The 23,191-nt window shown below is 64.7% G+C and carries 22 protein-coding genes and 1 pseudogene; 15 read left to right on the forward strand and 8 right to left on the reverse strand.

The genetic code is table 11. The features are described from left to right. Window positions 1–245: 245 nt before the first annotated feature. The 4 genes and pseudogenes from istB (GKZ92_RS20325) to GKZ92_RS20340 form a co-directional block, all read right to left on the reverse strand. The gene (gene istB, locus GKZ92_RS20325) at window positions 246–1,031 is read right to left on the reverse strand and encodes an IS21-like element helper ATPase IstB (RefSeq protein ID WP_006361228.1); all 786 of its coding nucleotides are present in this window, start codon (window positions 1,029–1,031) and stop codon (window positions 246–248) included. Then, complete coding sequence (gene istA, locus GKZ92_RS20330; protein ID WP_075863973.1) at window positions 1,028–2,539, reverse strand: IS21 family transposase; 1,512 nt, start codon at window positions 2,537–2,539, stop codon at window positions 1,028–1,030. The genes istB (GKZ92_RS20325) and istA overlap by 4 nt, the downstream gene beginning before the upstream one ends. A 472-nt stretch (window positions 2,540–3,011) precedes the next feature. Continuing rightward, on the reverse strand, window positions 3,012–3,860 hold the full coding sequence (istB, locus tag GKZ92_RS20335) for an IS21-like element helper ATPase IstB (protein ID WP_155225548.1): 849 nt from the start codon (window positions 3,858–3,860) through the stop codon (window positions 3,012–3,014). Then, a pseudogene (locus GKZ92_RS20340) lies at window positions 3,857–5,154 on the reverse strand (Mu transposase domain-containing protein). Before GKZ92_RS20340 ends, istB (GKZ92_RS20335) begins: the two are co-directional and overlap by 4 nt. Between GKZ92_RS20340 and GKZ92_RS20345 the strand changes: the two are divergent. Next, window positions 5,075–5,776, forward strand: a complete 702-nt coding sequence (locus tag GKZ92_RS20345) for a helicase associated domain-containing protein (protein ID WP_155225549.1) — start codon at window positions 5,075–5,077, stop codon at window positions 5,774–5,776. The pseudogene GKZ92_RS20340 and the gene GKZ92_RS20345 overlap by 80 nt on opposite strands. A gap of 532 nt (window positions 5,777–6,308) precedes the next feature. Here the strand turns inward: GKZ92_RS20345 and GKZ92_RS20350 are convergent. After that, complete coding sequence (locus GKZ92_RS20350; RefSeq protein ID WP_329602392.1) at window positions 6,309–7,694, reverse strand: epoxide hydrolase family protein; 1,386 nt, start codon at window positions 7,692–7,694, stop codon at window positions 6,309–6,311. 179 nt (window positions 7,695–7,873) lie between these two features. Between GKZ92_RS20350 and GKZ92_RS20355 the strand changes: the two genes are divergently transcribed. Genes GKZ92_RS20355 through GKZ92_RS20405 form a run of 11 tightly spaced genes read left to right on the forward strand, consistent with a single transcriptional unit; the run spans window position 7,874 to window position 17,656 of the window. Continuing rightward, window positions 7,874–9,052, forward strand: a complete 1,179-nt coding sequence (locus tag GKZ92_RS20355; protein ID WP_155225551.1) for a thiolase family protein — start codon at window positions 7,874–7,876, stop codon at window positions 9,050–9,052. After that, window positions 9,052–9,798: an SDR family oxidoreductase gene (locus GKZ92_RS20360; protein WP_155225552.1), complete on the forward strand. Its 747-nt coding sequence runs from the start codon at window positions 9,052–9,054 to the stop codon at window positions 9,796–9,798. The genes GKZ92_RS20355 and GKZ92_RS20360 overlap by 1 nt, the downstream gene beginning before the upstream one ends. After that, window positions 9,795–10,922 (forward strand): hypothetical protein, encoded by a 1,128-nt coding sequence (locus GKZ92_RS20365; protein WP_155225553.1) that lies wholly within the window; start codon window positions 9,795–9,797, stop codon window positions 10,920–10,922. Before GKZ92_RS20360 ends, GKZ92_RS20365 begins: the two co-directional genes overlap by 4 nt. Further along, window positions 10,922–12,100, forward strand: coding sequence for a thiolase family protein (locus GKZ92_RS20370; RefSeq protein WP_155225554.1), 1,179 nt, complete (start codon window positions 10,922–10,924; stop codon window positions 12,098–12,100). Before GKZ92_RS20365 ends, GKZ92_RS20370 begins: the two co-directional genes overlap by 1 nt. Further along, on the forward strand, window positions 12,097–12,570 hold the full coding sequence (locus tag GKZ92_RS20375) for a Zn-ribbon domain-containing OB-fold protein (RefSeq protein ID WP_155225555.1): 474 nt from the start codon (window positions 12,097–12,099) through the stop codon (window positions 12,568–12,570). Before GKZ92_RS20370 ends, GKZ92_RS20375 begins: the two co-directional genes overlap by 4 nt. After that, on the forward strand, window positions 12,570–13,751 hold the full coding sequence (locus GKZ92_RS20380; RefSeq protein ID WP_155225556.1) for an acyl-CoA dehydrogenase family protein: 1,182 nt from the start codon (window positions 12,570–12,572) through the stop codon (window positions 13,749–13,751). Before GKZ92_RS20375 ends, GKZ92_RS20380 begins: the two co-directional genes overlap by 1 nt. Then, on the forward strand, window positions 13,748–14,866 hold the full coding sequence (locus tag GKZ92_RS20385; protein ID WP_155225557.1) for an acyl-CoA dehydrogenase family protein: 1,119 nt from the start codon (window positions 13,748–13,750) through the stop codon (window positions 14,864–14,866). The genes GKZ92_RS20380 and GKZ92_RS20385 overlap by 4 nt, the downstream gene beginning before the upstream one ends. After that, complete coding sequence (locus GKZ92_RS20390) at window positions 14,866–15,624, forward strand: SDR family NAD(P)-dependent oxidoreductase (RefSeq protein WP_155225558.1); 759 nt, start codon at window positions 14,866–14,868, stop codon at window positions 15,622–15,624. The genes GKZ92_RS20385 and GKZ92_RS20390 overlap by 1 nt, the downstream gene beginning before the upstream one ends. A gap of 26 nt (window positions 15,625–15,650) precedes the next feature. Beyond that, a complete protein-coding gene (locus GKZ92_RS20395; protein ID WP_155225559.1) occupies window positions 15,651–16,148 on the forward strand; it encodes an FAS1-like dehydratase domain-containing protein in 498 nt (165 codons plus the stop codon). Between the two features lie 23 nt (window positions 16,149–16,171). Next, window positions 16,172–16,582 (forward strand): MaoC/PaaZ C-terminal domain-containing protein, encoded by a 411-nt coding sequence (locus GKZ92_RS20400; RefSeq protein WP_230461849.1) that lies wholly within the window; start codon window positions 16,172–16,174, stop codon window positions 16,580–16,582. Between the two features lie 42 nt (window positions 16,583–16,624). Beyond that, a complete protein-coding gene (locus GKZ92_RS20405) occupies window positions 16,625–17,656 on the forward strand; it encodes an NAD(P)-dependent alcohol dehydrogenase (protein ID WP_155225561.1) in 1,032 nt (343 codons plus the stop codon). A 105-nt stretch (window positions 17,657–17,761) separates the two neighbouring features. On the opposite strand, the gene GKZ92_RS20410 is transcribed toward GKZ92_RS20405, so the two are convergent. Then, window positions 17,762–18,613 (reverse strand): mycofactocin-coupled SDR family oxidoreductase, encoded by an 852-nt coding sequence (locus GKZ92_RS20410; RefSeq protein ID WP_155225562.1) that lies wholly within the window; start codon window positions 18,611–18,613, stop codon window positions 17,762–17,764. A gap of 350 nt (window positions 18,614–18,963) precedes the next feature. Here GKZ92_RS20410 and GKZ92_RS20415 point away from each other — a divergent pair, with 350 nt between their 5' ends. Together GKZ92_RS20415 and GKZ92_RS20420 are read left to right on the forward strand one after the other, a co-directional pair. After that, a complete protein-coding gene (locus tag GKZ92_RS20415; RefSeq protein ID WP_155225563.1) occupies window positions 18,964–20,031 on the forward strand; it encodes an LLM class flavin-dependent oxidoreductase in 1,068 nt (355 codons plus the stop codon). A 25-nt stretch (window positions 20,032–20,056) separates the two neighbouring features. Beyond that, entirely contained in the window at window positions 20,057–20,962 is a 906-nt protein-coding gene (locus GKZ92_RS20420) for an alpha/beta hydrolase (protein WP_196222017.1), read from the forward strand. A gap of 76 nt (window positions 20,963–21,038) precedes the next feature. Here GKZ92_RS20420 and GKZ92_RS20430 read toward each other — a convergent pair whose 3' ends face one another. Both GKZ92_RS20430 and GKZ92_RS20435 read right to left on the reverse strand, forming a co-directional pair. Beyond that, entirely contained in the window at window positions 21,039–21,494 is a 456-nt protein-coding gene (locus GKZ92_RS20430) for a MaoC family dehydratase (protein WP_155225566.1), read from the reverse strand. 33 nt (window positions 21,495–21,527) lie between these two features. Then, window positions 21,528–22,259: an SDR family NAD(P)-dependent oxidoreductase gene (locus GKZ92_RS20435; protein WP_155225567.1), complete on the reverse strand. Its 732-nt coding sequence runs from the start codon at window positions 22,257–22,259 to the stop codon at window positions 21,528–21,530. 151 nt (window positions 22,260–22,410) lie between these two features. Here GKZ92_RS20435 and GKZ92_RS20440 point away from each other — a divergent pair, with 151 nt between their 5' ends. Then, on the forward strand, window positions 22,411–23,007 hold the full coding sequence (locus GKZ92_RS20440) for a TetR/AcrR family transcriptional regulator (protein ID WP_155225568.1): 597 nt from the start codon (window positions 22,411–22,413) through the stop codon (window positions 23,005–23,007). Window positions 23,008–23,191 lie beyond the last annotated feature (184 nt).

The raw sequence follows: 23,191 nt of genomic DNA on the forward strand, positions 1-23,191 counted from the left end.
CTGGGCACAGTTTCGCGTAAATGGTGTTCGGAAGATCGGGATTACCACCTGTCACACGGTTGATTCGATCTGTTCTTCGACGGTGAACTGGCCTCGATGCCGGAGCATCTGATCTTGGTACGGGTTGTTACTGGTGCGACAGATGACCGAACAGAGGTTCCATCCGTGGAACAGCAGAGTGTCAACGGCCAGTTTGATGTCCCCGCTGGTGGCCAGGTAAAAGTCCCCACCCTGTGCGGGATGTTCTAGGTGGGTGGTACCTCCGTTCGGTGTGTCATGCGGTAGGAGTCGCCGTCGGTGATGACGATGGTGGCGTGGTGTAGGAGCCGGTCGAGGATGCTGGCGGCGGTGGTGTGTTCGGGCAGGAATCGTCCCCATTGTTCGAAGGGCCAGTGGCTGGCGATCGCGAGAGAGCGGCGTTCGTAGGCGCCGGCGACGAGCCGGAACAGTAGTTGGGTGCCGGTGTCGTCGAGTGGTGCGAATCCGATCTCGTCGAGGATGAGCAGATCTTGGCGTAGCAGGGTGTCGATGGTTTTGCCGACGGTGTTGTCGGCCAGTCCGCGATACAGGGTCTCCACGAGGTCGGCGGCGGTGAAGTACCGCACTTTGTGTCCGGCGTGTACTGCGGCGATCCCCAGCCCGATCAGGGTGTGACTCTTGCCAGTCCCGGCTGGGCCGATCAAGGCCAGATTGTGTTGGGCTCGAACCCATTCCAGTGAGGATAGGTATTCGAAGGTGTTGGCCGGGATGGAGGATGCGGCCACGTCGAACGATTCCAGGGTTTTGGTGACCGGGAACCCGGCAGCTTTGAGTCGGTTGCGGATGTTGGAGGCATCACGAGCGGCGATCTCGGCTTCGACCAGGGTCCGCAGCACTTCTTCGGGTGTCCATCGCTGGGTTTTCGCGGTGAGCAGTACCTCGGGTGCGGTGCGGCGGATCGAGGCGAGCTTCAATCGGCGTAGCGCTTGGTCGAGGTCGGCCGGTAGTGGCGGCACTGTTGGTGCAACTGATGTCGATGTTGTGGTGGTCATGACACCTCCTTGTCGCCGGCGCCGAGCTTGTAGGCATCCAGCGAGCGGGTGGGCGCGGTAGGCAGGTGCCCGAGCAGTGCTGTGCCGGCCGGTCGCGGGTTGGGGGTGCCGGCTCCGGCATCGAGGATCGAACGCACATCGGCGGCCTTGAACCGTCGGAATGCCACCGCCCTGGTCAGGGCGGTGAGCACCTGTTCGTGGCCGTGGGAGGTGACGAGCCCGAGGATGTCGTCGAGTTCACCGCTTAGGCGGGTGTTACCGATCGCGGCGGCACCGACCAGGAACTGCTCAGCAACCTCACCGAGAGCGCAGAACTGCTTCTCTGCTGCGGTTTTGGGTCGTGGTGCACGACTGGGCGGTGTGCGTGGCCCGCCGTAGTGGTCATCGTTGAGGACGACCTCTCCGGGTGCGGCCAGCAGATGTTCGGCGATCACCTCGCCTGAGGCGGGTTCGGCGATCAGGAGCCGTTCACCGTCCTGGATGAGGGTCACGGTGGTGCCGATGAGCCGGTTGGGTACCGAGTAGCGGGCCGAGGCGTACCGGATACATGAGAGGCGATCGACCTTTCGGGTGACCGGCGGTGGGCCGACTTGGGCCCGCAGAGATGGCAACGTCGACAGCACTTCTCGTTCCACATCGAGTTGCTCAGCAGGCACGCACAGTGTGTCGCTGTGGCGGCGGGTGTTGACCTCGACACACCAGTCCCGCGCGGCCCGGTTCGCTGCGTGCACATCCAGCTGCACGTCGTCACGACCAGCGGCGATCTTGGCTTCGGTCCACAACGGTTGCGCCAGATCTGACTGCGCGTACCCGCAGAGGTTCTCCACGATCCCTTTCGATTCCGGATCGGCGCCGTGACAGAAATCCGGGGCGAACCCGTAGTGGGTGGCAAACCGCACATACGAGGGGGTGGGTACGACGACGTTGGCGACGACTCCACCTTTGAGGCAGCCCATCCGATCAGCGAGTACCTTGTTGGGTACTCCACCGATCTCCTCAAAGGCTTCAGCGATGAATCCGAGTGTGGTGGTGGATGTTTCATTGGTGGCGAACCGAACGAACCGCCAGCGTGAGAACGCCAACACCGCGCAGAACATGTGCAGGCCGCCGATCACGGCCCAATCGATGACCAGGTAGTCACCCGGAGCCCACACTGCCGGGCGACGCCCACGATGGTGATCACGGCGCCACTGTGTTTTCTCCTGGGCGACGAGACGACGGAAGTTGCGGGCCGAGCCTGCATAGCCCGCCGCTCGCGCTACTGGTAGCAGACGTTTGGCGGTGATCCGGCCGTGTGACCGCTCGACTCTCTCGGCGACCAGCTCGGCGACGGTGTCGTAGTTGCGGGCCCGTTCCTTGCGATCGGGTGGTTGATCGTCGGCCTCGAACCGGTCGACCACACGTTTGACGGTCTTGTGGGTGGTGCCGCACACCTCGGCTGCGGCGCGATAGCTTCCGAGTTCTCGGTAAGCAGAAATGATGTCCATACGGTCCTTCGCAGACTTCAATGGAACTCCCAGGCGGTGATGGTGATCGGTTGGCACCTTCACCGTCATCGCCTGGGCCCTCAGTTCCGGGTCGACACGACGAACACAGGGTGGGGACTTTTATCTGGCCACCAGCGGGGACCTCGACCTGGCCACCAGTGGGGACTTTCTCATGGCCATGGACAGCAGAGCTTCATCGGAGACTCCGGGCACGCTGACCGCGCTCAGGAGAGCTTGTTCCCGACTCTCAAAGTCAGGCCCGCCTGTGTTCCCGAGTGTGAGGTTGAGGATGAGCGCGACCACGACGCCTACTGCTGTGCTGGCGCCAAGCACGACCAGTTTCTGCCGATCCACAGACGAAGAAGCCCCACTCGACTTCAGTGGCATGCCCGCCGCCGGTTGAGTAACCGGGTTGAGCCAGCCTTGGTTTGTGACGAGGCTCAGGAAAGTTCCCCAGGTGTGCTTACTGAATTTCCCCACCTGTGGGCGGCTCCTACTGTAGCGATCTTCGGGTTGGTGCGGTGGCGGTGCGCTGGTTCTGGGTGCGTGCGTGGTGGTCGCGCAGGCGGTAGGAATCTCCGTCGAGTTTGAGGACGACTGAGCGGTGTAGCAGTCGGTCGAGCATGGCTGCGGCGACGGTGGTGTCGCCGAGGACTTCGCCCCATTCGGCGACCGATCTGTTGGTGGTGATCACGACGGATGTTTTCAGATACCGTTGTGCCACAACTTGAAACAGGGCTGAGGCGGCTTCGGCCAGTAATGGCAGATAGCCGAGTTCGTCGATGACGAGCAGGGTGGGTCCGGCGAAGAACCGCATGCAGGTGGCCCATCGGCCCTCGATCGCGGCTTTGTGGCAGCGGGCGGCGAGGTCGGCGGCGGTGGTCACATACGTGCGGTATCCGGCGTGTACTGCGGCGTGGGCCAGGCCGACGGCCAGATGTGTTTTGCCGGTGCCTGGAGGTCCAATGAGCAGTACGTTCGTCGCGGACTCGAGGTAGGCGCAGGTGCCCAGTTCGCGGATCAACGTTCGGTCTACGCCGGGGGCGGCGTCGTAGTCGAACCCATCCAGGGTGGCCGGGGTGGGCAGGCAGGCGAACCGTAGCCGGCCGGCCAGTCGGCGGGCCTCGGTGGCATCGACCTCGATCGCGAGGAGATGCTCGAGGGTCTGGGTCATCGTCCATTCCTGCTCGCCAGCGGTTGCCAGGACCTGGGGCAGGGCTTGGGCGGCAGCATCGAGTTTGAGTACGGCCAGATGGCCGCGTAGTTGCTGATACAGCGAGATCGCTGGTTGTGACTGTGGTGCAGCACTATTGGGGTCCGACGATGTGGTCTTGGTGGTCATGGGAGGTGGGTCCTGTTCTGTGCGGCGCGTTCGTAGACGTTGAGGTCGATGACCGACGCCTCTACGGGGGCGGCGCCGGTGTTGGAGGCGTTGCGGCGCAACACTTCGGCAGCTTGTCGCGCGGTCTGGCCGGGCGGGATTCGTTCCTTGCGGCGATGCGGTCGACGACTCGGTGAGTCGCTGGCCTGGGCGAGGGTGTCCAGGGCGACGACATGCCCGTGGTCACGCACCTGTGCTCCCGATCCGGCGGTGGCGAGGCGATGGCGGGCGATCACGATGCCCGAGGTCGTGGCAATGTCGATATGCCCGTCACCGAGGCGCTCGCTGACGGTCACCTCGCTCATCGCCAACTCCGGTGGCACCGAGTACTGGTTGCCTTTCCAGGACACCAGCGCCTGACGAGACACGTGTCGCACTTCGGTGACAGTGGCCGGGTACGGAACCGGCGGTGGGGCACTCAGGGGCTCGCGTTTGGCCACCGTGAGCACGTTGGACCGGCCATCGCGGGTGCGACGCATCCGCACGTCTGAGCGGGTCCGGCAGAATGTGTCGCAACTGGCCTGGGCATCCTCGACGGTCACCTCGTCGGGAAGAGTTCGCCACCAGCGCTGCGCGGCAGTGTGATTGGCTTTCTCGACCACACCCTAGCGGTTCCCGCGTCGTGGTTGGCACACCGCCACCGATACCCCGTAGTGCTTGGCTACGCCGGCGAACTCGGCAGTCAACGCCCCGGTCGCCGGATGACACACCGTGGCCATCCGGTCGAACCGCCACGTCTTGGTGACCCCACCTAAGCGGCGGGTGATCCGATCGATCCCGGCGATCACGTGGGGTCGGGTCATCTCCGGTGCCAGATAACCGCGCCATCGACCCGAATGCGACAGCGACCCAACGAGCAGGAACGCGGTCGAGCCCCAACCCCAATGCGCTGGAGGATTGGGCAGCTCCACCCAATCCCATTGTGTCTCTTCACCGGGCGGGTGTTCGATGATCGCGTTGGCCCGTTCGGTCACCGCCGCGCAGTCGACACACCGTGGTCGTAGTCCACGAGCACGGATCTGGCGGGTGAGTGTTTGATACGACTGGGCGTAGCCGAGGCCTCGAGTTCGTCGCACAACGTGCGTGACCACAGATGCGGATCCGCCGCATCGAGACCGAGTTCCCGGACTGGCAGTGGACGGTACGACCCGCCGCCACGAACAGGCGGTGACGCCATGCCTGGCGAGCACGATACCCCCACCACTGGCCGCAGTCGTGCGGACGATCGGCGGTTCGACGCCGGGATCGCACACATGCACCGCTACGTCGCCGCACACGGTTCGAGCTCGCCATCCCGCGATGCGATGATCGACGGATTTCCGATCGGCGCCTGGGTCGACAACCGCCGCACCGACTACCGCAGAGGTCGGTTGCCCGCGGAGCGGGCCCGCCGGATCGAAACCGAGTTCCCCGGCTGGCGGTGGAACGTGCTCGATGCCGCTTTCGCGGCCGGGGTCGCGCACCTGCGCCGCTACGCCGCCACCCGTGGCACCAGCAACCCCCGCCAGCACGACATGATCGACGGCTTCCCCATCGGTCAGTGGGCGGCGAACCGTCGCGCCGACTACCGCAAAGGCCGACTGTCCGGTGACCGAATCATGCTGATTGAGAACGAGTTTGCGGATTGGGTATGGAACCCTCAGGACGCGGCATCGGCCGCCGCGTTCGAGGCCGGCCTAGCGCACCTGCACCGGTACCGAGCCGTGCACGGCACCAGCAACCCCCGCCAGCGGGACGTGATCGACGGCTTCCCCATCGGTCAGTGGGCGGCGAACCGTCGCGCCGACTACCGCAAAGGCCGGCTGTCGGCCGAGCGAATCCGCCGCATCGAAACCAAGTTCGCCGACTGGCGATGGACCATGCGGAACCGCTCCTGATCCGACGAAGACCGTCGGATTGAGGCAACGGATTCAAAACCCGTCCAGTGCCAGTTCGAGTCTGACCGGGGGCACCAGAAACAGCTGCTCGTAAGTACGTGGCCGACACAGGGCTGTCCCCACCTAAGTTTCGTGCGATGCACGAGCTCGGCAAGCGAACCGGGCCCATTCTTACAACGTCTCCAGCTAGGAGCTGCGGCCGCGATTTCGGTCCATCGAGGTCGTCGATGGACGTCATCATCTGATTTTCGCCAAACGACGACGCTAGCGCAGGAAACACCGATTCTTGAGCTGCTCGACACCTTCACGAGAGTGGCAGGTGCTGTCGAACTCGTTCTGCCACAGCAGCAGTTACAGCGCAGTGCAGATTCGCGAGTGCGCTGTGGTGGAGGGCTCGACGTCTCCCCGCTCGAACGTATCCCGGCCCACTTCGCCGAAGCTTTTCGTCCGCGAAGAACTAAAGTAGACGCGTGCACCATCCTGGCTGCCGACCACACGAGCTATGGGTCTTTAGGCGTCACTCTGTGACTACTCACGTGACATCAGAGCAAACTGTGGGGCTTACGAAACCGACCGCCGCGTGCAGCCCGCTGAGGAACTCTGCAGGCTTCTCCCACGCCGCAAAATGTCCCCCAGAGTCATGAAGTGCCCAGGACCGCACATTGTAGAATTTGGCAAACAGCGATCGCTCTGGCGGCAGCAGGCCGTGACTGAACATGCTGACCGCGGTGGGTGTTTTGATGAAAGGAACATCGAGCGGCAGAGCCGAGTAGGGATCGAAAGAGGTGCCGATCGCCCTGGTGTGCCAGTACAGGCTCACCCAGGTGAGGAGGTCGTCGCGTGTGAAGGCCGATTCGACGTCACCGTTGTGGTCGGACCATCCGTGCAGTTTCTCGATGATCCACGCCGCCAGACCCGCGGGCGAGTCGGCGAGGGCGTGTGCCAGGGTGTGGGGTTTGGTCGCCTGTTCGACCAGATAACCCCCTTCGGCTGAACGCCATCGACGCGCGTCCCGGTAGTACTTCTGCTCGCTTTCGGTCAGGCTTTCGCGAATCGCCTCGGGCACACGGATAGCCGGCAGGTCAGTCAGGTGCAGTGCGGCAACGGCATCGCCGTGGTTCGTGGCCAAATGTGTGGCGACCACGCTGCCCACGTCACCACCGGACACCACATACCGGTCGTACCCGAGTGCGTTCATCAACGCGGCGACCTGGTCGGCCATGAGTTGCGGGGTCGCCACCCGATCGGACACGCCGACGGCGCCGGGAAAGCCCATTAGGCAGGGGATCACGGCGTGGACGTCCGTTAATAGTGGCAGGACGCGTTCGAATCGTAAGAAGGAGTCCGGCCAACCGTGCAGCAGCACGACGACCGGCGCGTCCGGATCGGTCGCGCGTTGATGAATTGCGGTGACCGGCACCCCGTCGATATGGGTCCGGACCCATGGGTAGGACCGGATGCGCTGCTCCGGAACGCGCCAGTCGAACGCTCTCGACCAGTGCCGCAGAAGCGTCTGAAGGAAGTCGGCGGGTACTCCACGGCTCCACGCGTCGGCACTCGACAGCACTGCGTCTCGGCTATGTTCCAGGCGGGACGATAGGTCGGATATCGCTTCCTCCGAGACGGGCTCCCACGCCCAGTCCACGACGTGCGACCGCCTCGAACCGCTGGAGTTGGAGGCTGGTTCCTGTCCGTACTTTTCGGCGCGTGGTGGGCGGCACGCGCGGGACCTGTCGTCGTTCATGTTTCTCCCTCGCGCGGCTAGGTCGCCGTGCAGTCTGCCAGGCCGGGTATTGACCTCATATCCGCCACAAGGTACGGCGGTGGCCAGGCCTCGGCGTGTCCCAACATCGAACAGTCTTAGGCCCCCGACGAACCGCGCATCGCGACTGGTTGCGCCGGACGCCCCACGTGGCATACGGCTAACCGCTGCCGACGATTTCGGCGGACTGCCTCACGAGATACACACCAGTGATCTGCGACACATTCGTGTTGCGCATTGAGACACCGGTCGCAGGCCTTTTGTTCCTAGCGTTGGCGCCACAGAGGAAATCGTGGGCCGTCTGGCCCCCAATCGTGAACGGGAGATGTGGCCACATGGGGTCAGCAGTGATCGTCGATATCGTTCGAACAGGGTCCGGTAAGGGTAAGCCCGGCGGAGCACTATCGCAGATTCACCCGGTGAATCTGCTCGCAGACACACTCGGAGCATTGCTGGAGCGCAACGATCTCGATCCGGCGACGATCGACGACGTCATCGCCGGTTGCGTCTCGCAGGCCGGTGAACAGGCCCTCAACATTGCCCGGACAGCCATCTTGGCTGCGGGAATCCCGGAATCGGTGCCGGGTACGACCGTCGACCGGCAGTGCGGTTCCAGCCAGCAGGCCGTCCACTTCGCCGCACAGGGTGTAATCGCCGGTGCCTACGACATCGTCGTCGCCTGTGGTGTGGAGTCGATGAGCCGAGTGCCGATGGGCTACAGCTCGGTCGATCAGGACCCCAACCGCGCACCGCTCGCCGCGCGCTACCCCGACGGCCTGATCGGTCAGGGTGTCTCAGCAGAACTGATCGCTGCTCGGTGGAACATCGACCGCGAAGCCCTGGACCAGTACTCGGCCCGCTCGCATCAGCTGGCCGCGCAGGTCACCGAAGCCGGCGGCTTCAAGAACGAGATCATTCCGATCACCGTCGACGGCCGCGTTCACGATGTCGACCAGACCATCCGCGCATCCACGACCGTCGAGGGACTGGGTGGGCTCAAGCCCTCATTCGCCGACGATGAGCTGCACAAGCGGTTCCCGGAGATCAACTGGAGCATCACCCCCGGCAACTCCTCGCCGCTCACCGACGCCGCGTCGGCGGTCCTGATCATGAGCGAGAAGAAGGCCTCCGAACTCGGCCTCACCCCGCGTGCGCGGTTCACCGACTTCGCGGTCACGGGCAGCGATCCGCTGCTGATGCTGACCGGCGTCATCCCCGCGACCGAGAAGGTTCTCGCCCGCGCAGGTATGTCAATCGACGATTTCGACGCCTACGAGGTCAACGAAGCGTTCGCGCCGGTGCCGCTGGCCTGGCAACAGGATCTGAAGGCCGACCCCGAGAAGCTGAACCCCCGCGGCGGCGCCATCGCCCTCGGACACGCGCTCGGCGCATCGGGCATCCGACTGCTCGCCACCCTGGTCAATCACCTGGAGGCCACCAGCGGACGCTACGGGCTGCAGACGATGTGTGAAGGCGGCGGGATGGCCAACGCGACGATCATCGAGAGGCTCTGATGACCATCGGCAAAATCCAACCCGACTTCGCCGGCTCGACGGTCGTCGTCACCGGCGGCGCGCAGGGAATCGGCTACGAGATCGTCTCCTACTTCCGCGACGCAGGCGCCAAGGTCGCCGTCCTCGACTATGACGCCGCTCTGCTCGACAAGGCGTGGGGCAGTGTCGACAATGTGCACACCGCGGCGGTCGACGTCAGCGACGGAGACGCGGTCACGGCGGCGATCGACGGCGTCGTCGCGTGGGCCGGCGGCGTCGATGTCGTCGTCAACAACGCGGGAATCGCGCGCGACGCGGTGGTGTGGAAGCTGACCGACGATCAATGGCGTTCGGTCCTCGACGTCCACGTGACCGGCACCTTCATGGTTACGCGCGCCGTCGTTCCGCACATGCGCGCTGCCGGTGCGGGACGCATCATCAACGTCACCTCCTGTACCGGTATGCACGGCAACATCGGTCAGGCCAACTACGCGGCAGCCAAAGGTGGCATCATCGCGTTCACCAAGACCGTGGCCAAGGAAGTCGCACGATTCGGCATCACCTGCAATGCCATCTCGCCCAACGCGTCCACCGCGATGGTTGCAGCCGTGCCGGCGGACAAACTGGCGGAGATGACCGCGAGCGTTCCGGTCGGTCGCTTCGCCGACGCCGCGGAAATGGCACCGGCAGTTGGCTTCCTGGCGTCCGAGCAGGCGGCCTATGTCACCGGCGTCGTGCTGCCCGTAGACGGCGGGGTGTCGATGTGACCAGACTCAACCCGTCCGCGGCCGCAATCGACCCGGTTCCGATCCTCGGCCTGGCCACCACCGACCTCGTCGTGGAATCCGATGCCATTCTCGATGAACTCGTCTTCGACGCCGTCTCGCGCGCGTTGAAGGAGGCCGGCATCCGCAAGCAGGAGGTCGACCTGTCGATCACTGCGTCGATGGACATCTACGACGGCCGCAGTATCTCCAGCGGCCTGACCAACGCCGCCTCGGGTGGCTACCTCGGTCAGTCGTATCGCCTCGAGGGAGACGCCGGTCAGGCCATCGCCGCCGCCGCCCAGACGATCGCCGCCAACGACGCCGACGTCGTGGTAGCCGTCGGGGTCTACAACCCCGAGGTGTCGGCGGCCGATCGACGCGCTTTCGTCCAGCAGATCTCGAACTACGGCTTCGAACCACACTTCGACAGGCCCGTGGCCCTCACTTCCGAGGTCGCCTTCGGAATGCATGCGGTACATGCGCTGAGCCACGGTCATGTCGACCGTGAGGCGCTTGCGGCGTTGTCGGCCGAGGAGATCACCCGCGGCGCCGGGTCCGCCCGCGCCGTTCGGAGCCGCGCGGTGTCAGCAGCCGACGTGCTGGCCGCCGACCACATCAACGGCCCTCTCACCGAGCTGATGTTGCCGGCGGACTCGACCGGAGCGATCGCGGTCGTGCTCGGGTCACTCGCCCGCGCGCGGCGTTCCCGCAATCCTCGTGCGGTGCTCACCGGCTGGGGACAGTCCACGGGTGACACCACCGCGAGTCCCTCGTGGTTGAGCGATCCCGCCGCTCCGGCGAGACGTGCTGCGAGCGAGGCCTATCGACGAGCCGGCGTCACTGACGTCGCCGACCAGATCCAGGTAGCCGAGGTCACCGCAGCATCTCCGGCGATGCACCGGCCCGTGCTGGACGCTCTCGAGCTCGGCGAGTCCATCACGGTGAACCCTTCAGGCGGAGTGCGTAGTTCCTACCCCGGCGTCGCCAACGGGGCGCTCCGGTTGCTCGAAGTCGTCCACGCGCTCGAAGACACCGATGCGACCGTCGGGGTCTCGCATTCCAACGACCCGCTGACCGGTCCGATCGCCGACACCACCACGGTGTTGGTCGTGGAGGGAATCTGATGACAACACGTGCGTTCATCGGCGGCGTCGGGATCACCGAGGCCACCTCGCCGCGTAAGCAGACGTCGTCGGCCATCGAGTTGGTCCAGCAGGCGGTGTGGGGTGCCCTTGACCACGCGGGAATCACACCGGCAGCACTTGACGGGCTCGTCATCGGCAACATCGACGGCTTCGAGGGTACGGTCCTCGGCGCCAAGCACCTGGTCCGGCGACTCGGACTCGGAACGGACCTCCCCGTGTCGGTCGTGAACACCGGCGGCACGACGGGCGGCAACCTGATGCAGGTCGCTGCCCGTCAGGTACGAGCGGGTGACCGACATCGAGTCTTGTGTATCGGTGGCCCAACGTTTTTCGGCGCCGTCGATCTGCAGTCGGCGATCAACACCAACTCGCCGATGGTCGTGGAACAGCCCCTGGGCATGGGGGCCTACCACATGGGCGCGTTCTACCCCAGTGCCTACCAGCGTCGGTACGGCGCCACCGTGGAGGACTTCGCGTTCAGCGCAGTGCAGGACCACGAGCACGCCTCACGAAACCCGTTCGCGCACTTGAGGAACACGGTCACCATCGACGATGTCGTCTCCTCGCGACCGCTGTCGAGCCCGATGACGATGGCGATGGTGTGTCCAGTGTCCACGTCGGCGAACGCGCTGCTCATCTGCTCCGAGGACGCCATCGCCGACGTGCGCCCTACCCCAGTACTCATCGGGGCGATGGCCACCAGCAGCGACCCCTACCTCGGTGGCGGCAAGAGCGACTTCGCGGCCATGGAGAACCTCGCCATCCTGGCCCGAAAAGTCTACCGAATGGCCGACATTCGCGATCCCCTCGCCGATTTCGATGTGGTCGAGGTCTTCTCCCCCTACGCCCCGATGCAGCCCATGCAGCTCGAGGCGTTGGGTTTCGCACCCCCCGGCGGTGGTATCGATCTGCTGCGGTCCGGGGCCACCCGCATCGACGGGCAGATCCCGGTGAACCTGTCCGGCGGACCGTTGTGCACCAACGCAGGTGTCGCCGGCGAACTCGCCCCGTACGTGTACGTCGCGCTGCAATTGATGGGCGACGCTCCCGAGGCCATGCAGGTCGCCGGCGCACGACGCGGTCTGGCTCACGGCACCGGCGGCACCTTCTTCCAATTCGAGAATCTGGCTGTACTGGAAAGGCACGAGCGCTCATGACCACTGACACCACCCCGCGGACGATCACCACTCAGCGGGTCCACTGGGATCTGGACTACGACGTGCATCTGGGCCGCACGTGGGGCCGGTTCATGCAGGGCCTCACCGACAAGCAGATCCTGGCCAACTCGTGCCCGGAATGCTCGCGTGTGTTCGTCCCGCCGCAGGCCTACTGCGAATCCTGCTTCGTCGCCACCGACCAGTGGCAGGAACTCCCGCCCGAAGGTGAGGTCGAGGTGTTCACCGTCGCATGGCACGGCTTCCGCGGCGGCCCCAAGCCTCCCTACGCAATCGCCGGCATCCGACTCGACGGCGCGAGCACGCTGCTGATGCACTACGTCAGCGGTCTCGACCTATCCGACCCCGCCGCGGTCGCCGAGCAGCTCCCGCCCGGCACCCGGGTGCGTGCGGTGTGGGCGGAGGAGCGCACCGGTCAGATCCTCGACATCGCACACTTCGAGCAAATCTGATGACCGACCTCACCACGATCACCACGGCGGTCGAAGACTTCCTGGCGGCACACGATCCCGCGTCTACTGACCGGCTGGAGTTCCTGCGGGCTCAATTCGATGCCGGTCTGGCGTGGGTGCACTACCCCGAAGGTCTCGGCGGCCACGGGTGGGACCGCACACTGCAACCCGCTGTGGATCGTCTGCTCGCCGAGGCCGGCGCACCGACAAATGAGCCGCACCGCAACATCATCGGACTCGGCATGGCCGCGCCCACCCTGCTGCGGTTCGGCTCCGAAGACCAACAGAAACGATGGCTGCGCCCGCTGTGGACCGGCGAGGAGATCTGGTGCCAGCTCTTCAGTGAACCCGGCGCGGGCTCGGACCTGGCCAACGTCGCGACGAGCGCCAAACAGTCCGGCGACTCCTGGGTCGTCAACGGACAGAAGGTCTGGACTTCGCTTGCCCACGACGCGTCGTGGGCGATCCTCGTCACCCGAACCGATCCCGGCCAGCCCAAACACAAGGGCCTGACGTTCTTCGTCTGTGACATGAACGCCGAGGGCGTCGACGTGCGGCCGCTGCGCCAGATCACTGGCGAGAGCGAGTTCAACGAGGTCTTCCTCGACAACGTGTCGATCCCCGACGACCAACGGCTCGGAGAGATCGGCCAGGGTTGGGCAGTCACGCAGAACACCCTCATGAACGAGCGCGTGGCCATCGCGGCCGGCACCGTGCCCCGCGAGAGCGGCGCGATCGGTGAATTGACGAAGGTGTGGCGAGAGCGTCCCGAGTTGCGAACCCACGGACTGCACGACCGGGTCCTGCGATTCTGGGTGGAGGCCGAAGCCGCCAGGATCACCGCCGAACGACTCGGTCAGCAACAGGCTGCCGGCCAGCCGGGTCCCGAGGGGTCCGGCTCCAAAATCGCCTACGCGCGACTCAACCAGCAGATCGCCTCACTCGAGCTGGAGCTGCTCGGGGCCGAGAGCCTCCGCTACACCGACTACTCGGCTCGCCGTCCGGTGATCGTCACCCATGCGGAGAGTCCCGCGGGCTGGCGCTTCCTGCGCGCCAAAGGCAACTCGATCGAGGGCGGTACCTCGGAGATCATGCGCAACATCATCGCCGAGCGCGTCTTGCGTCTACCGGCCGAACCCCGCGCAGACAAAGACACGCCGTGGAAGGACCTACCCCGTTGACCATCACGCCAGAGACCGGTGACCTGCTCTACAACGAGATCGAAGACGACCTCCGCGAGAGCGTGCGCTCGCTGCTGGACAGGAAGTGCGAATGGACAGCGGTGTTGTCCCGCACCGAATCCCCCCACACCGTCGACACCGCGCTGTGGAAGACATTGGCCACCGAAGTCGGCGTCGCTGCCATGCCGATACCGGAGGATCTCGGTGGCGCCGGAGGTAGCTGGCGCGAGGCAGCTGTCGTCGCCGAGGAGCTGGGACGCGCGGTGGCTCCCATCCCGTTCCTCGGATCAGCCGGCATCGCGGCCGCGCTGCTGATGGAGCTACGCGCCGAGGACTTCCTGAGCCGGCTCGCCGCAGGTGAGCAGACAATCGCACTCACAATCCCCTTCGCCCACGCGCCCCGGGCCGTCGAGCATGCGGTGACAGTCTCCGACGACCGACTGCACGGCAACGTGACCGGCGTCGCCGACGCGCGGGTGGCGGACGTGTTGCTGGTGCCAACCGCGGACGGCCTGTTCTCAGTCGAGACCGCAGCGGAGGGTGTTCGCGTCGACGAGATCGTGTCCTTGGACATGACCCGCCCGCTGTCCGACGTGACCTTCGACGGCGCACAGGCCACCCTCATCGCCGAAGCCGGCGACGTCCTCGACGCCGCGCTGGTGCGGGCACTGCACATCGGAGCGACGCTGCTGGCCGCCGAACAACTCGGACTCGCCGAACGGTGCCTGGACTTGACGGTGGAGTATCTCGCGACCCGTCGCCAGTTCGCCAGACTGCTGGGGTCCTACCAGGCGCTGAAGCACCGACTGGCCGACCTGTGGGTGCAGATCACCCAGGCACGCGCCGTGGCACGCTACGCCGCCGAGTGCGCCGCGACCGACTCCCCTGACCTGGCGATCGCCGTGGCGCTCGCGCAGTCCATCTGTTCTGAGGTGGCACAGCAAGCAGCCGAGGAATGCATTCAGCTCCACGGTGGCATCGGCTTCACGTGGGAACACCCCGCGCATCTGTTCCTCAAGCGAGCCAAGGCCGACGCCATCGGACTCGGCACAGCGGACTGGCATCGCAGCGCGCTGGCCACCCTCGTCGACCTTCCCGCACCAGGAGCGAACTGATGGCCATCGACCTGAACGGTATGACCGCCGTCGTCACCGGCGGCAACAACGGGATCGGTCGCGCGCTGGCCGTGGGCATGGCCCATGCGGGCGCGAACATCGCTGTGTGGGCGCGTAATCCGGACCGAACCGCAGACACCATCGCCGAACTCGAGCGCATCGGTGTGAAGGCGCTCGGCGTGGGTTGCGACGTCACCGACGAGGACGCAGTCACCCGTGCCATGGCACAGACGGTCGAGACGCTAGGTCCCCTGGGGTGCTTCGTCGCCAACTCGGGTATCTCGGTGGAACAACCGCTGGCCGAGATGTCCCTGGACACCTGGCGACACGTCCTCGCGACCAACCTCGACGGGTCGTTCCTGTGTACCCGCGAGGCCGCACGCCAGTTCATCGCCCAGGATTCCGGCGGTTCGATGGTGGTCGTGTCCTCCACGATCAGCCGGTACGGCGGCACCGGGATGGCAGCGTATGCAGCCAGCAAGACCGGACTAGTCGGTCTGGGCCGGACCCTGGCTGTGGAGCTCGCCCGCTACCAGGTGCGCTGCAACATCCTCATCCCCGGATGGACCAAGACATCGATGAACGAACACCTCCAGGCCGATGAGAAGTTCGTTCGCGCGACCACCGGACGAACCCCGGCTCGCCGGTGGGCCGAACCAGAAGAGTTCCACGAGGTCGCTGCCTTCCTCGCCGACCCTGCGTTGACCTTCCACACGGGCAACGAGATCGTGGTCGACGGCGGCTACACGATCTTCTGATCACACCCAGCAGAGGACCCGATTCAATGAGCGATTCCACAACCGAGCAGACGACTGACACGTCTGCTGCACCCGCAGCGTTGATCACACCCGAGCAACTCGCCGAGACCCTCAACGACCGGCAACTCCCGGGGGCGACGCTGACGATCGAAGACTACGAGAGCGCACTCGCCGACTACGCCCTGGTCGCCGACACCGACGACTCGGGCGACGCGCACCCTCTGTGGTTGCTCATTCTCGCGCTGCGCGGAATGGGGATCAGCGTCGACGAGCTATGCGACCTCGCCGCCAAGCGCCCCCAGGACACCTTGCTGTTCGGCACGTGTGAACTCAATCAGCACCGACCGCTGCGGCCCGGCCGTACGTTCACGGTCAGCGCACAAGTCCGGCCGGTGTCGAGAAAGGTGTCCCGCACTGGCGGAGTGCTGGACTTCGTCACCGTTCAGACGACGGTCCACGACGACTCGGACAACGACGCAGTCGGCGACATCGTGACGGGCTACATCTTCAAGCGAGGAGCATGATGGAGCACAAGGCACTCCCCGCAGTGGGCGATGAGATCCCCGCCGTTCGGGTCGACGACGTCAGCGCCGACAAGATCAAGATCATGGCGCTGATCTTTCGCGATCCCAACCCGATTCATTTCGACACCGACGCCGTGCGTGCGGCCGGTCTCGGCGACCGCTACGTCAACCAGGGTGGCGTGACGATGGCTTATGCCATCAACATGCTCATCGCTTGGGCCGGTTCGCGATCGGCGATACGCAGCGTCACCTGTCGCTTCCAGGCGAATGTCTTCGAGGGTGACTCTATTGAGGTTGGCGGCACCGTCACCGACGTCCAGACCATCGCCGACGACACAACGGTCACATGCGATATCTGGGCGCGACTGGCAGATCAGCCGGAGGCGACGACAGTCATCGGCGGCACAGCGACCGTCGCTTGGGGAACGAAGTAGCGGCACGATTCACGACCAGGGAGGGCTACAATGGCGCCGCTGATGAAAGCGCTGCAATACAAGCGAATCGGCGGCCCATTGGAGCTCGTCGACGTTCCCCGGCCCAGCCCGGGTCCCGGACAGGTTCTGCTGCGAGTGACCGCCGCAGGTCTCTGTCACTCCGATCTACACATCATCGAGGCGTCCGCCGACGACTACCGGTTCGGCCCCTTGCCGATGACCCTCGGCCATGAAGCAGCCGGCACAGTAGCGGCCGTCGGTGCGGGCGCCGACCAATTCGAACTCGGTACACCGACGCTCGTCTACGGTCCGTGGGGATGCGGCGTCTGCCGGGAGTGTTCCTACGGTCGGGAGAACTACTGCACACATCCTGACGGCGTACATCCGCCCGGAATCGCCGTCGACGGCGCGATGGGCGAGTACCTCTTGGTCGACAGCGAGCGGCACCTCGTGCCTCTCGGCGATCTCGATCCCGTCCAGGCAGTAGCGCTCACCGACGCCGGCCTGACGTCGTATCACGCTGTGAAACAATCCCTCCCCCGCCTCGGTGCCGGCACTGTCGCACTCGTGATCGGTGTCGGCGGCCTCGGACACATCGCCATCCAGATCATCCGCGCACTCAGCGCAGCGAGAGTCATCGCCGTGGACATCTCCCCAGACAAGCTCAACCTCGCTCGTGAGGTCGGTGCCGACGACGTCGTGATCGGGGACTCCTCTGCAGAACAGACGATCTGGTCGATGACTGCGGAACGCGGGGTTGACGCGGTTTTCGACTTCGTCGGCGCCCAGCCGACCGCCGACCTTGCCGGACGCGTCGCACGAACCCATGCGGAGATCACCGTGATCGGGGTGGGTGGCGGCGCAATCCCCGTCGGGTATCGGCGACTGGCCTTCGAAGCGAGCGTGCGCAGTACTTTCTGGGGCAGCCGTGGCGAACTGTGGGAGGTCATCGACCTCGCGCGCGCAGGCCGGCTACACATCGAGGTGGAAACCCATCCTCTGGCCGACGCACCACAGGTGTACGCGCGCCTCGCGCGCGGTGAGATACTCGGCCGCGCTGTCGTCGTCCCGTGACGCGAAAGGTAGTGATCCGGTGTACTGCGCCGCAACCACTTCGGTGGGCCGGGAGGCTTCGAGCCAACCCGCCCCACCGAAGCAACCTGCCTGCGAGAGTGCGAGTCAGATGGAGTGCGGGATTCTGTAAGGCGCGGTACCGCCGGCATCGACGACGTGGGTCGTGCCTGTCACGTAGCGCGACTCGTCCGACGCCAGATACAGCACCGCGTTGCTGATGTCCTCCGGCTCGACCCACGGCACCCGCATTCCATTCATGTGGATGAAGCCTTCGGCGGCCTTCGTCTCATCCATGTCCGGCACTCCGGGGAAGAACAGATTGTAGATCGCCTCATTGTTGATCATCGGGGTGTTGACCGTGGTGGGGTGCACCGAGTTCACCCGGATGTTGTGCTGGGCCAGCTCCACCGCGAGCACCCGCATCAACCCCGTCACACCATGTTTCGCGGCGGTGTAATGGGCCAGGTTCGCATAGGCGATCAACCCGGCGACCGAACTGGTGAGAATGATCGACCCGCCCTCCCCGCGTTCGATCATCGACGGGATTGCCGCCTTGGCGGTCTTCCAGGTCCCCGTCAGGTTGATATCAAGCATCTCCTGCCACTGATCCTCGGTCAGTTCCCACGCCGGTCCGTAGCTGGCGATACCGGCGTTGGCGACGACGATGTCGATGCCACCGAACTCGGCAACCCCATCGGCGACGAGGCTCTGCAACCCATCCAGATCCCGAATATCGGCCTGTCGGTGCAGAATTCGACGATCCAACTGCTCGACGAGCTTCGCAGTCTCCTCCAGGTCGGTCAATTCACCGGTTGCATACGGAGCAGTCGCCACCGGTGCACAAATGTCGACGGCAATAATGTCGGCACCCTCCTGCGCCAACCGAAGCGCGTGCGAGCGGCCCTGCCCCCGAGCCGCACCGGTGACCAGCGCAACTTTATTCGTCAATCGACCCATTCTGGACTCCTCAATCTCTGACTGCGGCGAAATAGCCTGCGGTGCAGACCATGCCAAGACCGTAGAGTGACCCAGCTCACGACTGTTGTCGCTTTTTGGGACATCGGGCTCGGTTGTCCCGGAACACCGCGCGCCCGCCCGCCCCGACGTCAGGTCGTCCACCAGGCTGCGGACTGTAGCGGGATGGGACAACTCGACCCTGTGAACGGCTGCGACTCTAGGACTCGCCATCCGAGTGACAGGCATCACATCCCAGAACAGGGTGGGATCGCCTCGCTCCCCGCGTCACCACACGCGGTGGCCAATCACCGCCCGGCGTACGCGCCGCCGACTCTCGACTAGGAGTGCACGTGAAGGTCCACATGACCAACCTGATCCAGAACTACAACAACGCCCGATCGGATTACGAAGTCTTCAAGGACCAGCTCGAGCTGTCCATCCGTGCCGACCAGGATGGCTACGAGAGCATCGGCTGCGTCGAGCACCACTTTGATCCCGGCTACTCCATGTGCCCGGACAACACCCAGTTCCTGTCCTACCTCGCCGCGGTCACCAAGAACGCCAAGATGCACACCACCGCGGTCATCCTCCCGTGGAACGACCCGATGCGCGTTGTCGAGAAGATCGCTCTGCTCGACAACCTGTCGGATGGTCGTGCAATGTTCGGCATGGGTCGCGGTCTCGCACGCCGCGAGTACGAAGGCTTCGGTCTCGACATGAACGAGTCGCGCGAGCGATTCGACGAAGCCGCCGAAATGATCATGCGCGGCCTCGAAGAGGGCTTCGTCGAGAACGACGGCAAGTTCTACAAGCAGAAGAAGGTCGGGGTCCACCCCAAGCCGCTGGGCACCTTCAAGGGACGTACCACCATGGTCGCGATGAGCCCCGATTCGGCGATCGCCGCCGGCAAGCTCGGAGTCCCCATGCTGGCCTTCATCCAGGGCCCGATGGAGGCCATGCACATGCCGATGATCGAGGACTACCGCAAGGCCTTCAAAGACACCCACGGTGGCGACGCCCCGCCGCCGATGATGATCGACCTCACCTACTGCCACAACGATTCCGAGCACGCACGCAAGGTGGCCTACGAGGCCTGCGTCAACTACTACATCACCTGTGTCGAGCACTACGAGTTCGGTGGACGCCACTTCGAGAACACCAAGGGCTACGCCTCGTACGCGGCGGCCAAGGAGGCCATCGACGCCATGGGCATCCAGGCGGTTGCCGATGTGTACGCCAACGCGCAGATCTGGGGAACACCCGAAGAGCAGATCGCCAAGCACGAAGAGCGCAAGGCCATCGTGGGTGACTACGAGATCATCTCGGTCTTCCAGTACGGCGGCCTCCACGGCCAGGCCGCGGCCGACTCCTACGACCTCTTCACCCGCGAGGTCAAGCCCAAGCTCGAGAAGCTCTGACCAATCCAGTCGAGGAGAAACACTGATGACAAGTCCTGAATTGACCCGTGCCCGTGACCTGCTCGGTCATCTGGTTTCCGAGCCGGAGGCCACGATCGAAGACTTCCGCCGGCTCTACGAGCAAGTCCTGGCCAACTTCGAGGTCCCCTCGGACGGCAAGGTCGAGGCGGTCGACGCCGATGGCGTGCCGTCGTACTGGGTGAGCGCGCCGGGCGCGGCTGACGATCAAGCCATACTGCTCGTCCACGGCGGCGGGTTCTGTATGGGTAGTGCCAAGGGCTACAAAGAGTTCGGCTACCGGATCTCCAAGGCGTCTGGTGCTCGGGTCCTCGTCGTCGACTACCGGCTCGCACCGGAGAACCCCTTCCCCGCGCCGATGGATGACGTTGTCTCCGCATACCGTTGGGCTCGCCAGCAGCCCGGAATCCGCAACGTCGCAATCGTCGGCGACTCGGCGGGCGGAAATCTCGTCGTCGCCGCCCTGGTCAAGTTGCGGGAAGACGGCGACGTCGCTCCCAACGCCGCGGTCGCCTGCTCGCCGCTTGTCGACCTCGCCGGAGAGGGCGCGTCGTTGACCGAACGCGCCCATCTTGACCCGCTGCCGGCTGCCGCCCTGGTCGAGGCCATGGGTGGTGCATACCTGGCTGGCAAAGACCCCAAGGAGACCCCGCTCGCTTCGCCGCTCTACGCCGACCTGCAGGGTCTGCCTCCGATTCGTGTGCTCACCGGTACCGACGAGGGTTTGCACGACGACTCGATTCGGCTCGTGGAGAAGCTTCGCGAGGCCGGCGTGGACGTCGAGCTCGAGATCGGTGAAAACATGATCCACATCTGGCCGCTGTTCAACTTCTTGCCGCAGGCGCAGGAGTCGACCGACCGGTTTGGTGCGTTCCTGCAAAAGCACCTGGCTGACTCTCCCGCTCAGGTCTGACAACCGACAGATCGGCCCCGAACCGCAGAGGTTCGGGGCCGATCTGTTGTGCTTCGATGTGCGCTGTGTCAGGCGGTCACGGAAAGAAGCGATAGACCGGGCGAGCGACACAACCCGGTTTCGTGGCTCCCTCGATCTCGATGACCGCGTCCGCAACAAGCTGAACGGCACCGTTGATCTCGGTCACCTCGGCGACGGAGGCGGTCAGCCGTACGCTCGCGCCGGCAGGGACAGGGGCAGGGAATCGAACCTTCTCCAGCCCGTAGTTGACGACCATCGACACCTCCCGGACTGTCAGTAGCTCAGCGAACAGCGGCCCCATCAGCGACAAGGTCAGGTATCCGTGGGCGATGGTGCTGCCGAAGGGGCCTGCCTTGGCTCTCTCGACATCGACGTGAATCCACTGCTCGTCTCTGGTCACCGCTCCGAAAGTGTCGACGTCGCTCTGATTGAGTACTCGCCACGGTGTTTCGCCCAATGACGAACCCACAAGGCCCGCAAGCTGACTCGGTGATTCAACAACTGTGCTCATCGGAATTCCATTCTGAGAGAGACTGATGGTGCGTCAGCGGGCGGTGTAGCCACCATCCACCGGGACAACCGCGCCGGTGATGAACGAGGCGGCCGGCGAAGCGAGGAACGCGACGGCGGCGGCTACTTCGTCAGGGGTCCCCAGTCGGCTCATTGGATGCAACTCGGCGAGCCGGACCCGGCTCGCGTCGTCGGGATTGCGCAGCAATGGGGTCTCGATGAAGCCGGGTGCCACGGCGTTTACTCGAACACCATGTGTCGCGTAATCCAGTGCGGCCGTTTTGGTGAGGCCGATCAGGCCGTGTTTAGAAGACACGTACGGGCTGGCACCGGCTAACCCAACCGAACCGGTGATGGATGCGATGTTGACGATGCTGGCACCGGCAGACATCACCGCCAGCTCGGACCGCATGCACAAGAACGCACCGTCGAGATTGACCGACAACAGCCGACGCCACTCCTCGACGGCTGTCTCGGCAGTGGGGGCTTTGACCGGCATACCCACACCCGCACTGTTGACCGCGATATCGAGTGAACCAAACCGGGCCACCACTTGTGCGACCATGTCAGCAACCTGATCGGGATCGGTGACATCCACCGTCACGGACAGCGCACCTCGAATGCCGTATTCACCTGTGGCCGAAGGCTTGAGGTCGGCCACGGCGATGTTCGCCCCATGTTGTTCGAGGTGGCGGGCACACGCGGCGCCGATTCCCGAACTCCCTCCGGTAACTAGCGCGGTTTTTCCGGTGAGATCGAGATCCATGATGCTCCTAGGCGTAGGTCTGGGCGCACCGCTGTCGCGTGACAGTGGTCCGCGCATAGATTAGGTCTCGTACGCAGACCGTCGATGTAGCAAGATGCGACGGTCGTTCAGCAGCCCTCCCTGATCGAGAGCGGCCCGTTACTGTCATCGCATGACACACGAGGGACCCGCGCGACGAACCCGTTTGACCTCCGGTGATCGTCGCGAACAGATCCTCCAGGTCGCGCAGAGCCTGTTCGCCGAGCGCTCCTACGAAGAGGTGTCCACCTCCGAGCTCGCCGCCGCCGCTGGAACTACGCGAACCAACCTCCACCACCATTTCGGCACGAAACGAGCCCTGTACCTGGAAGTTGTCCGCCGTTTCGCGCGACTGCCCGCACCCCCAGTAATGGTCGACGTGACCGGCGGTTCGCCAGACGGCATCGCCAGCGCTGTTGATCAGACCTTCGACCGGTGGCTCGACATCGTAGAACACAACCGGGCGACCTACTTGGGCATGATCGGCGCATCGTCTATCCGTCGCGACCCCGAAGTCGAGGCGGTCCTGCAGTCCGGCATGCGTGTCTGGGAGGAACGTCTCCTCGCCGTTCTGCGGGCACCCCGCACGGAGGTCAACCGGGCCCATGTTCGGGCATTTCAGTCGCTCGTCAGCACTGCAACCGACGAATGGCTACGGCTCGGCACGTTGGATCGGAAGGCAGTGCACAACCTTCTGACGTGCACTTTGTTGGCGCTTCCCCTTCGCTGATCGAACCTATCTTGACAGATTGTCAGTAGTGGGTCACTCTTTGCAGACGGGTGGCGGGGTGATGTTGTACACACACCCACGAACCCGGGTGAGACATCGACGCCCGGAGCGGAGGACAAGCTTGTGAGTACTGCCGTAGCGCCTTTCGGAAGCGGCGCGTCGGAGATTTCGCCGCACTCTCCAC

Source organism: Gordonia sp. 135 (assembly GCF_009720185.1).
Lineage (GTDB): Bacteria > Actinomycetota > Actinomycetes > Mycobacteriales > Mycobacteriaceae > Gordonia > Gordonia alkanivorans.

Excerpts from the sequence above, each read along its gene's own strand:
- GKZ92_RS20390 (WP_155225558.1), top strand. The coding sequence starts at position 14,866 with ATGGCCATCGACCTGAACGGTATGACCGCCGTCGTCACCGGCGGCAAC.
- istB (WP_006361228.1), bottom strand. The coding sequence starts at position 1,031 with ATGACCACCACAACATCGACATCAGTTGCACCAACAGTGCCGCCACTA.
- GKZ92_RS20380 (WP_155225556.1), top strand. The coding sequence starts at position 12,570 with ATGACCGACCTCACCACGATCACCACGGCGGTCGAAGACTTCCTGGCG.
- GKZ92_RS20360 (WP_155225552.1), top strand. The coding sequence starts at position 9,052 with ATGACCATCGGCAAAATCCAACCCGACTTCGCCGGCTCGACGGTCGTC.
- GKZ92_RS20440 (WP_155225568.1), top strand. The coding sequence starts at position 22,411 with ATGACACACGAGGGACCCGCGCGACGAACCCGTTTGACCTCCGGTGAT.
- GKZ92_RS20435 (WP_155225567.1), bottom strand. The coding sequence starts at position 22,259 with ATGGATCTCGATCTCACCGGAAAAACCGCGCTAGTTACCGGAGGGAGT.
- GKZ92_RS20345 (WP_155225549.1), top strand. The coding sequence starts at position 5,075 with ATGCCTGGCGAGCACGATACCCCCACCACTGGCCGCAGTCGTGCGGAC.
- GKZ92_RS20430 (WP_155225566.1), bottom strand. The coding sequence starts at position 21,494 with ATGAGCACAGTTGTTGAATCACCGAGTCAGCTTGCGGGCCTTGTGGGT.
- GKZ92_RS20405 (WP_155225561.1), top strand. The coding sequence starts at position 16,625 with ATGAAAGCGCTGCAATACAAGCGAATCGGCGGCCCATTGGAGCTCGTC.
- GKZ92_RS20355 (WP_155225551.1), top strand. The coding sequence starts at position 7,874 with ATGGGGTCAGCAGTGATCGTCGATATCGTTCGAACAGGGTCCGGTAAG.
- istB (WP_155225548.1), bottom strand. The coding sequence starts at position 3,860 with ATGACCACCAAGACCACATCGTCGGACCCCAATAGTGCTGCACCACAG.
- GKZ92_RS20395 (WP_155225559.1), top strand. The coding sequence starts at position 15,651 with ATGAGCGATTCCACAACCGAGCAGACGACTGACACGTCTGCTGCACCC.
- GKZ92_RS20410 (WP_155225562.1), bottom strand. The coding sequence starts at position 18,613 with ATGGGTCGATTGACGAATAAAGTTGCGCTGGTCACCGGTGCGGCTCGG.
- GKZ92_RS20350 (WP_329602392.1), bottom strand. The coding sequence starts at position 7,694 with ATGCCACGTGGGGCGTCCGGCGCAACCAGTCGCGATGCGCGGTTCGTC.
- GKZ92_RS20420 (WP_196222017.1), top strand. The coding sequence starts at position 20,057 with ATGACAAGTCCTGAATTGACCCGTGCCCGTGACCTGCTCGGTCATCTG.
- GKZ92_RS20375 (WP_155225555.1), top strand. The coding sequence starts at position 12,097 with ATGACCACTGACACCACCCCGCGGACGATCACCACTCAGCGGGTCCAC.
- GKZ92_RS20370 (WP_155225554.1), top strand. The coding sequence starts at position 10,922 with ATGACAACACGTGCGTTCATCGGCGGCGTCGGGATCACCGAGGCCACC.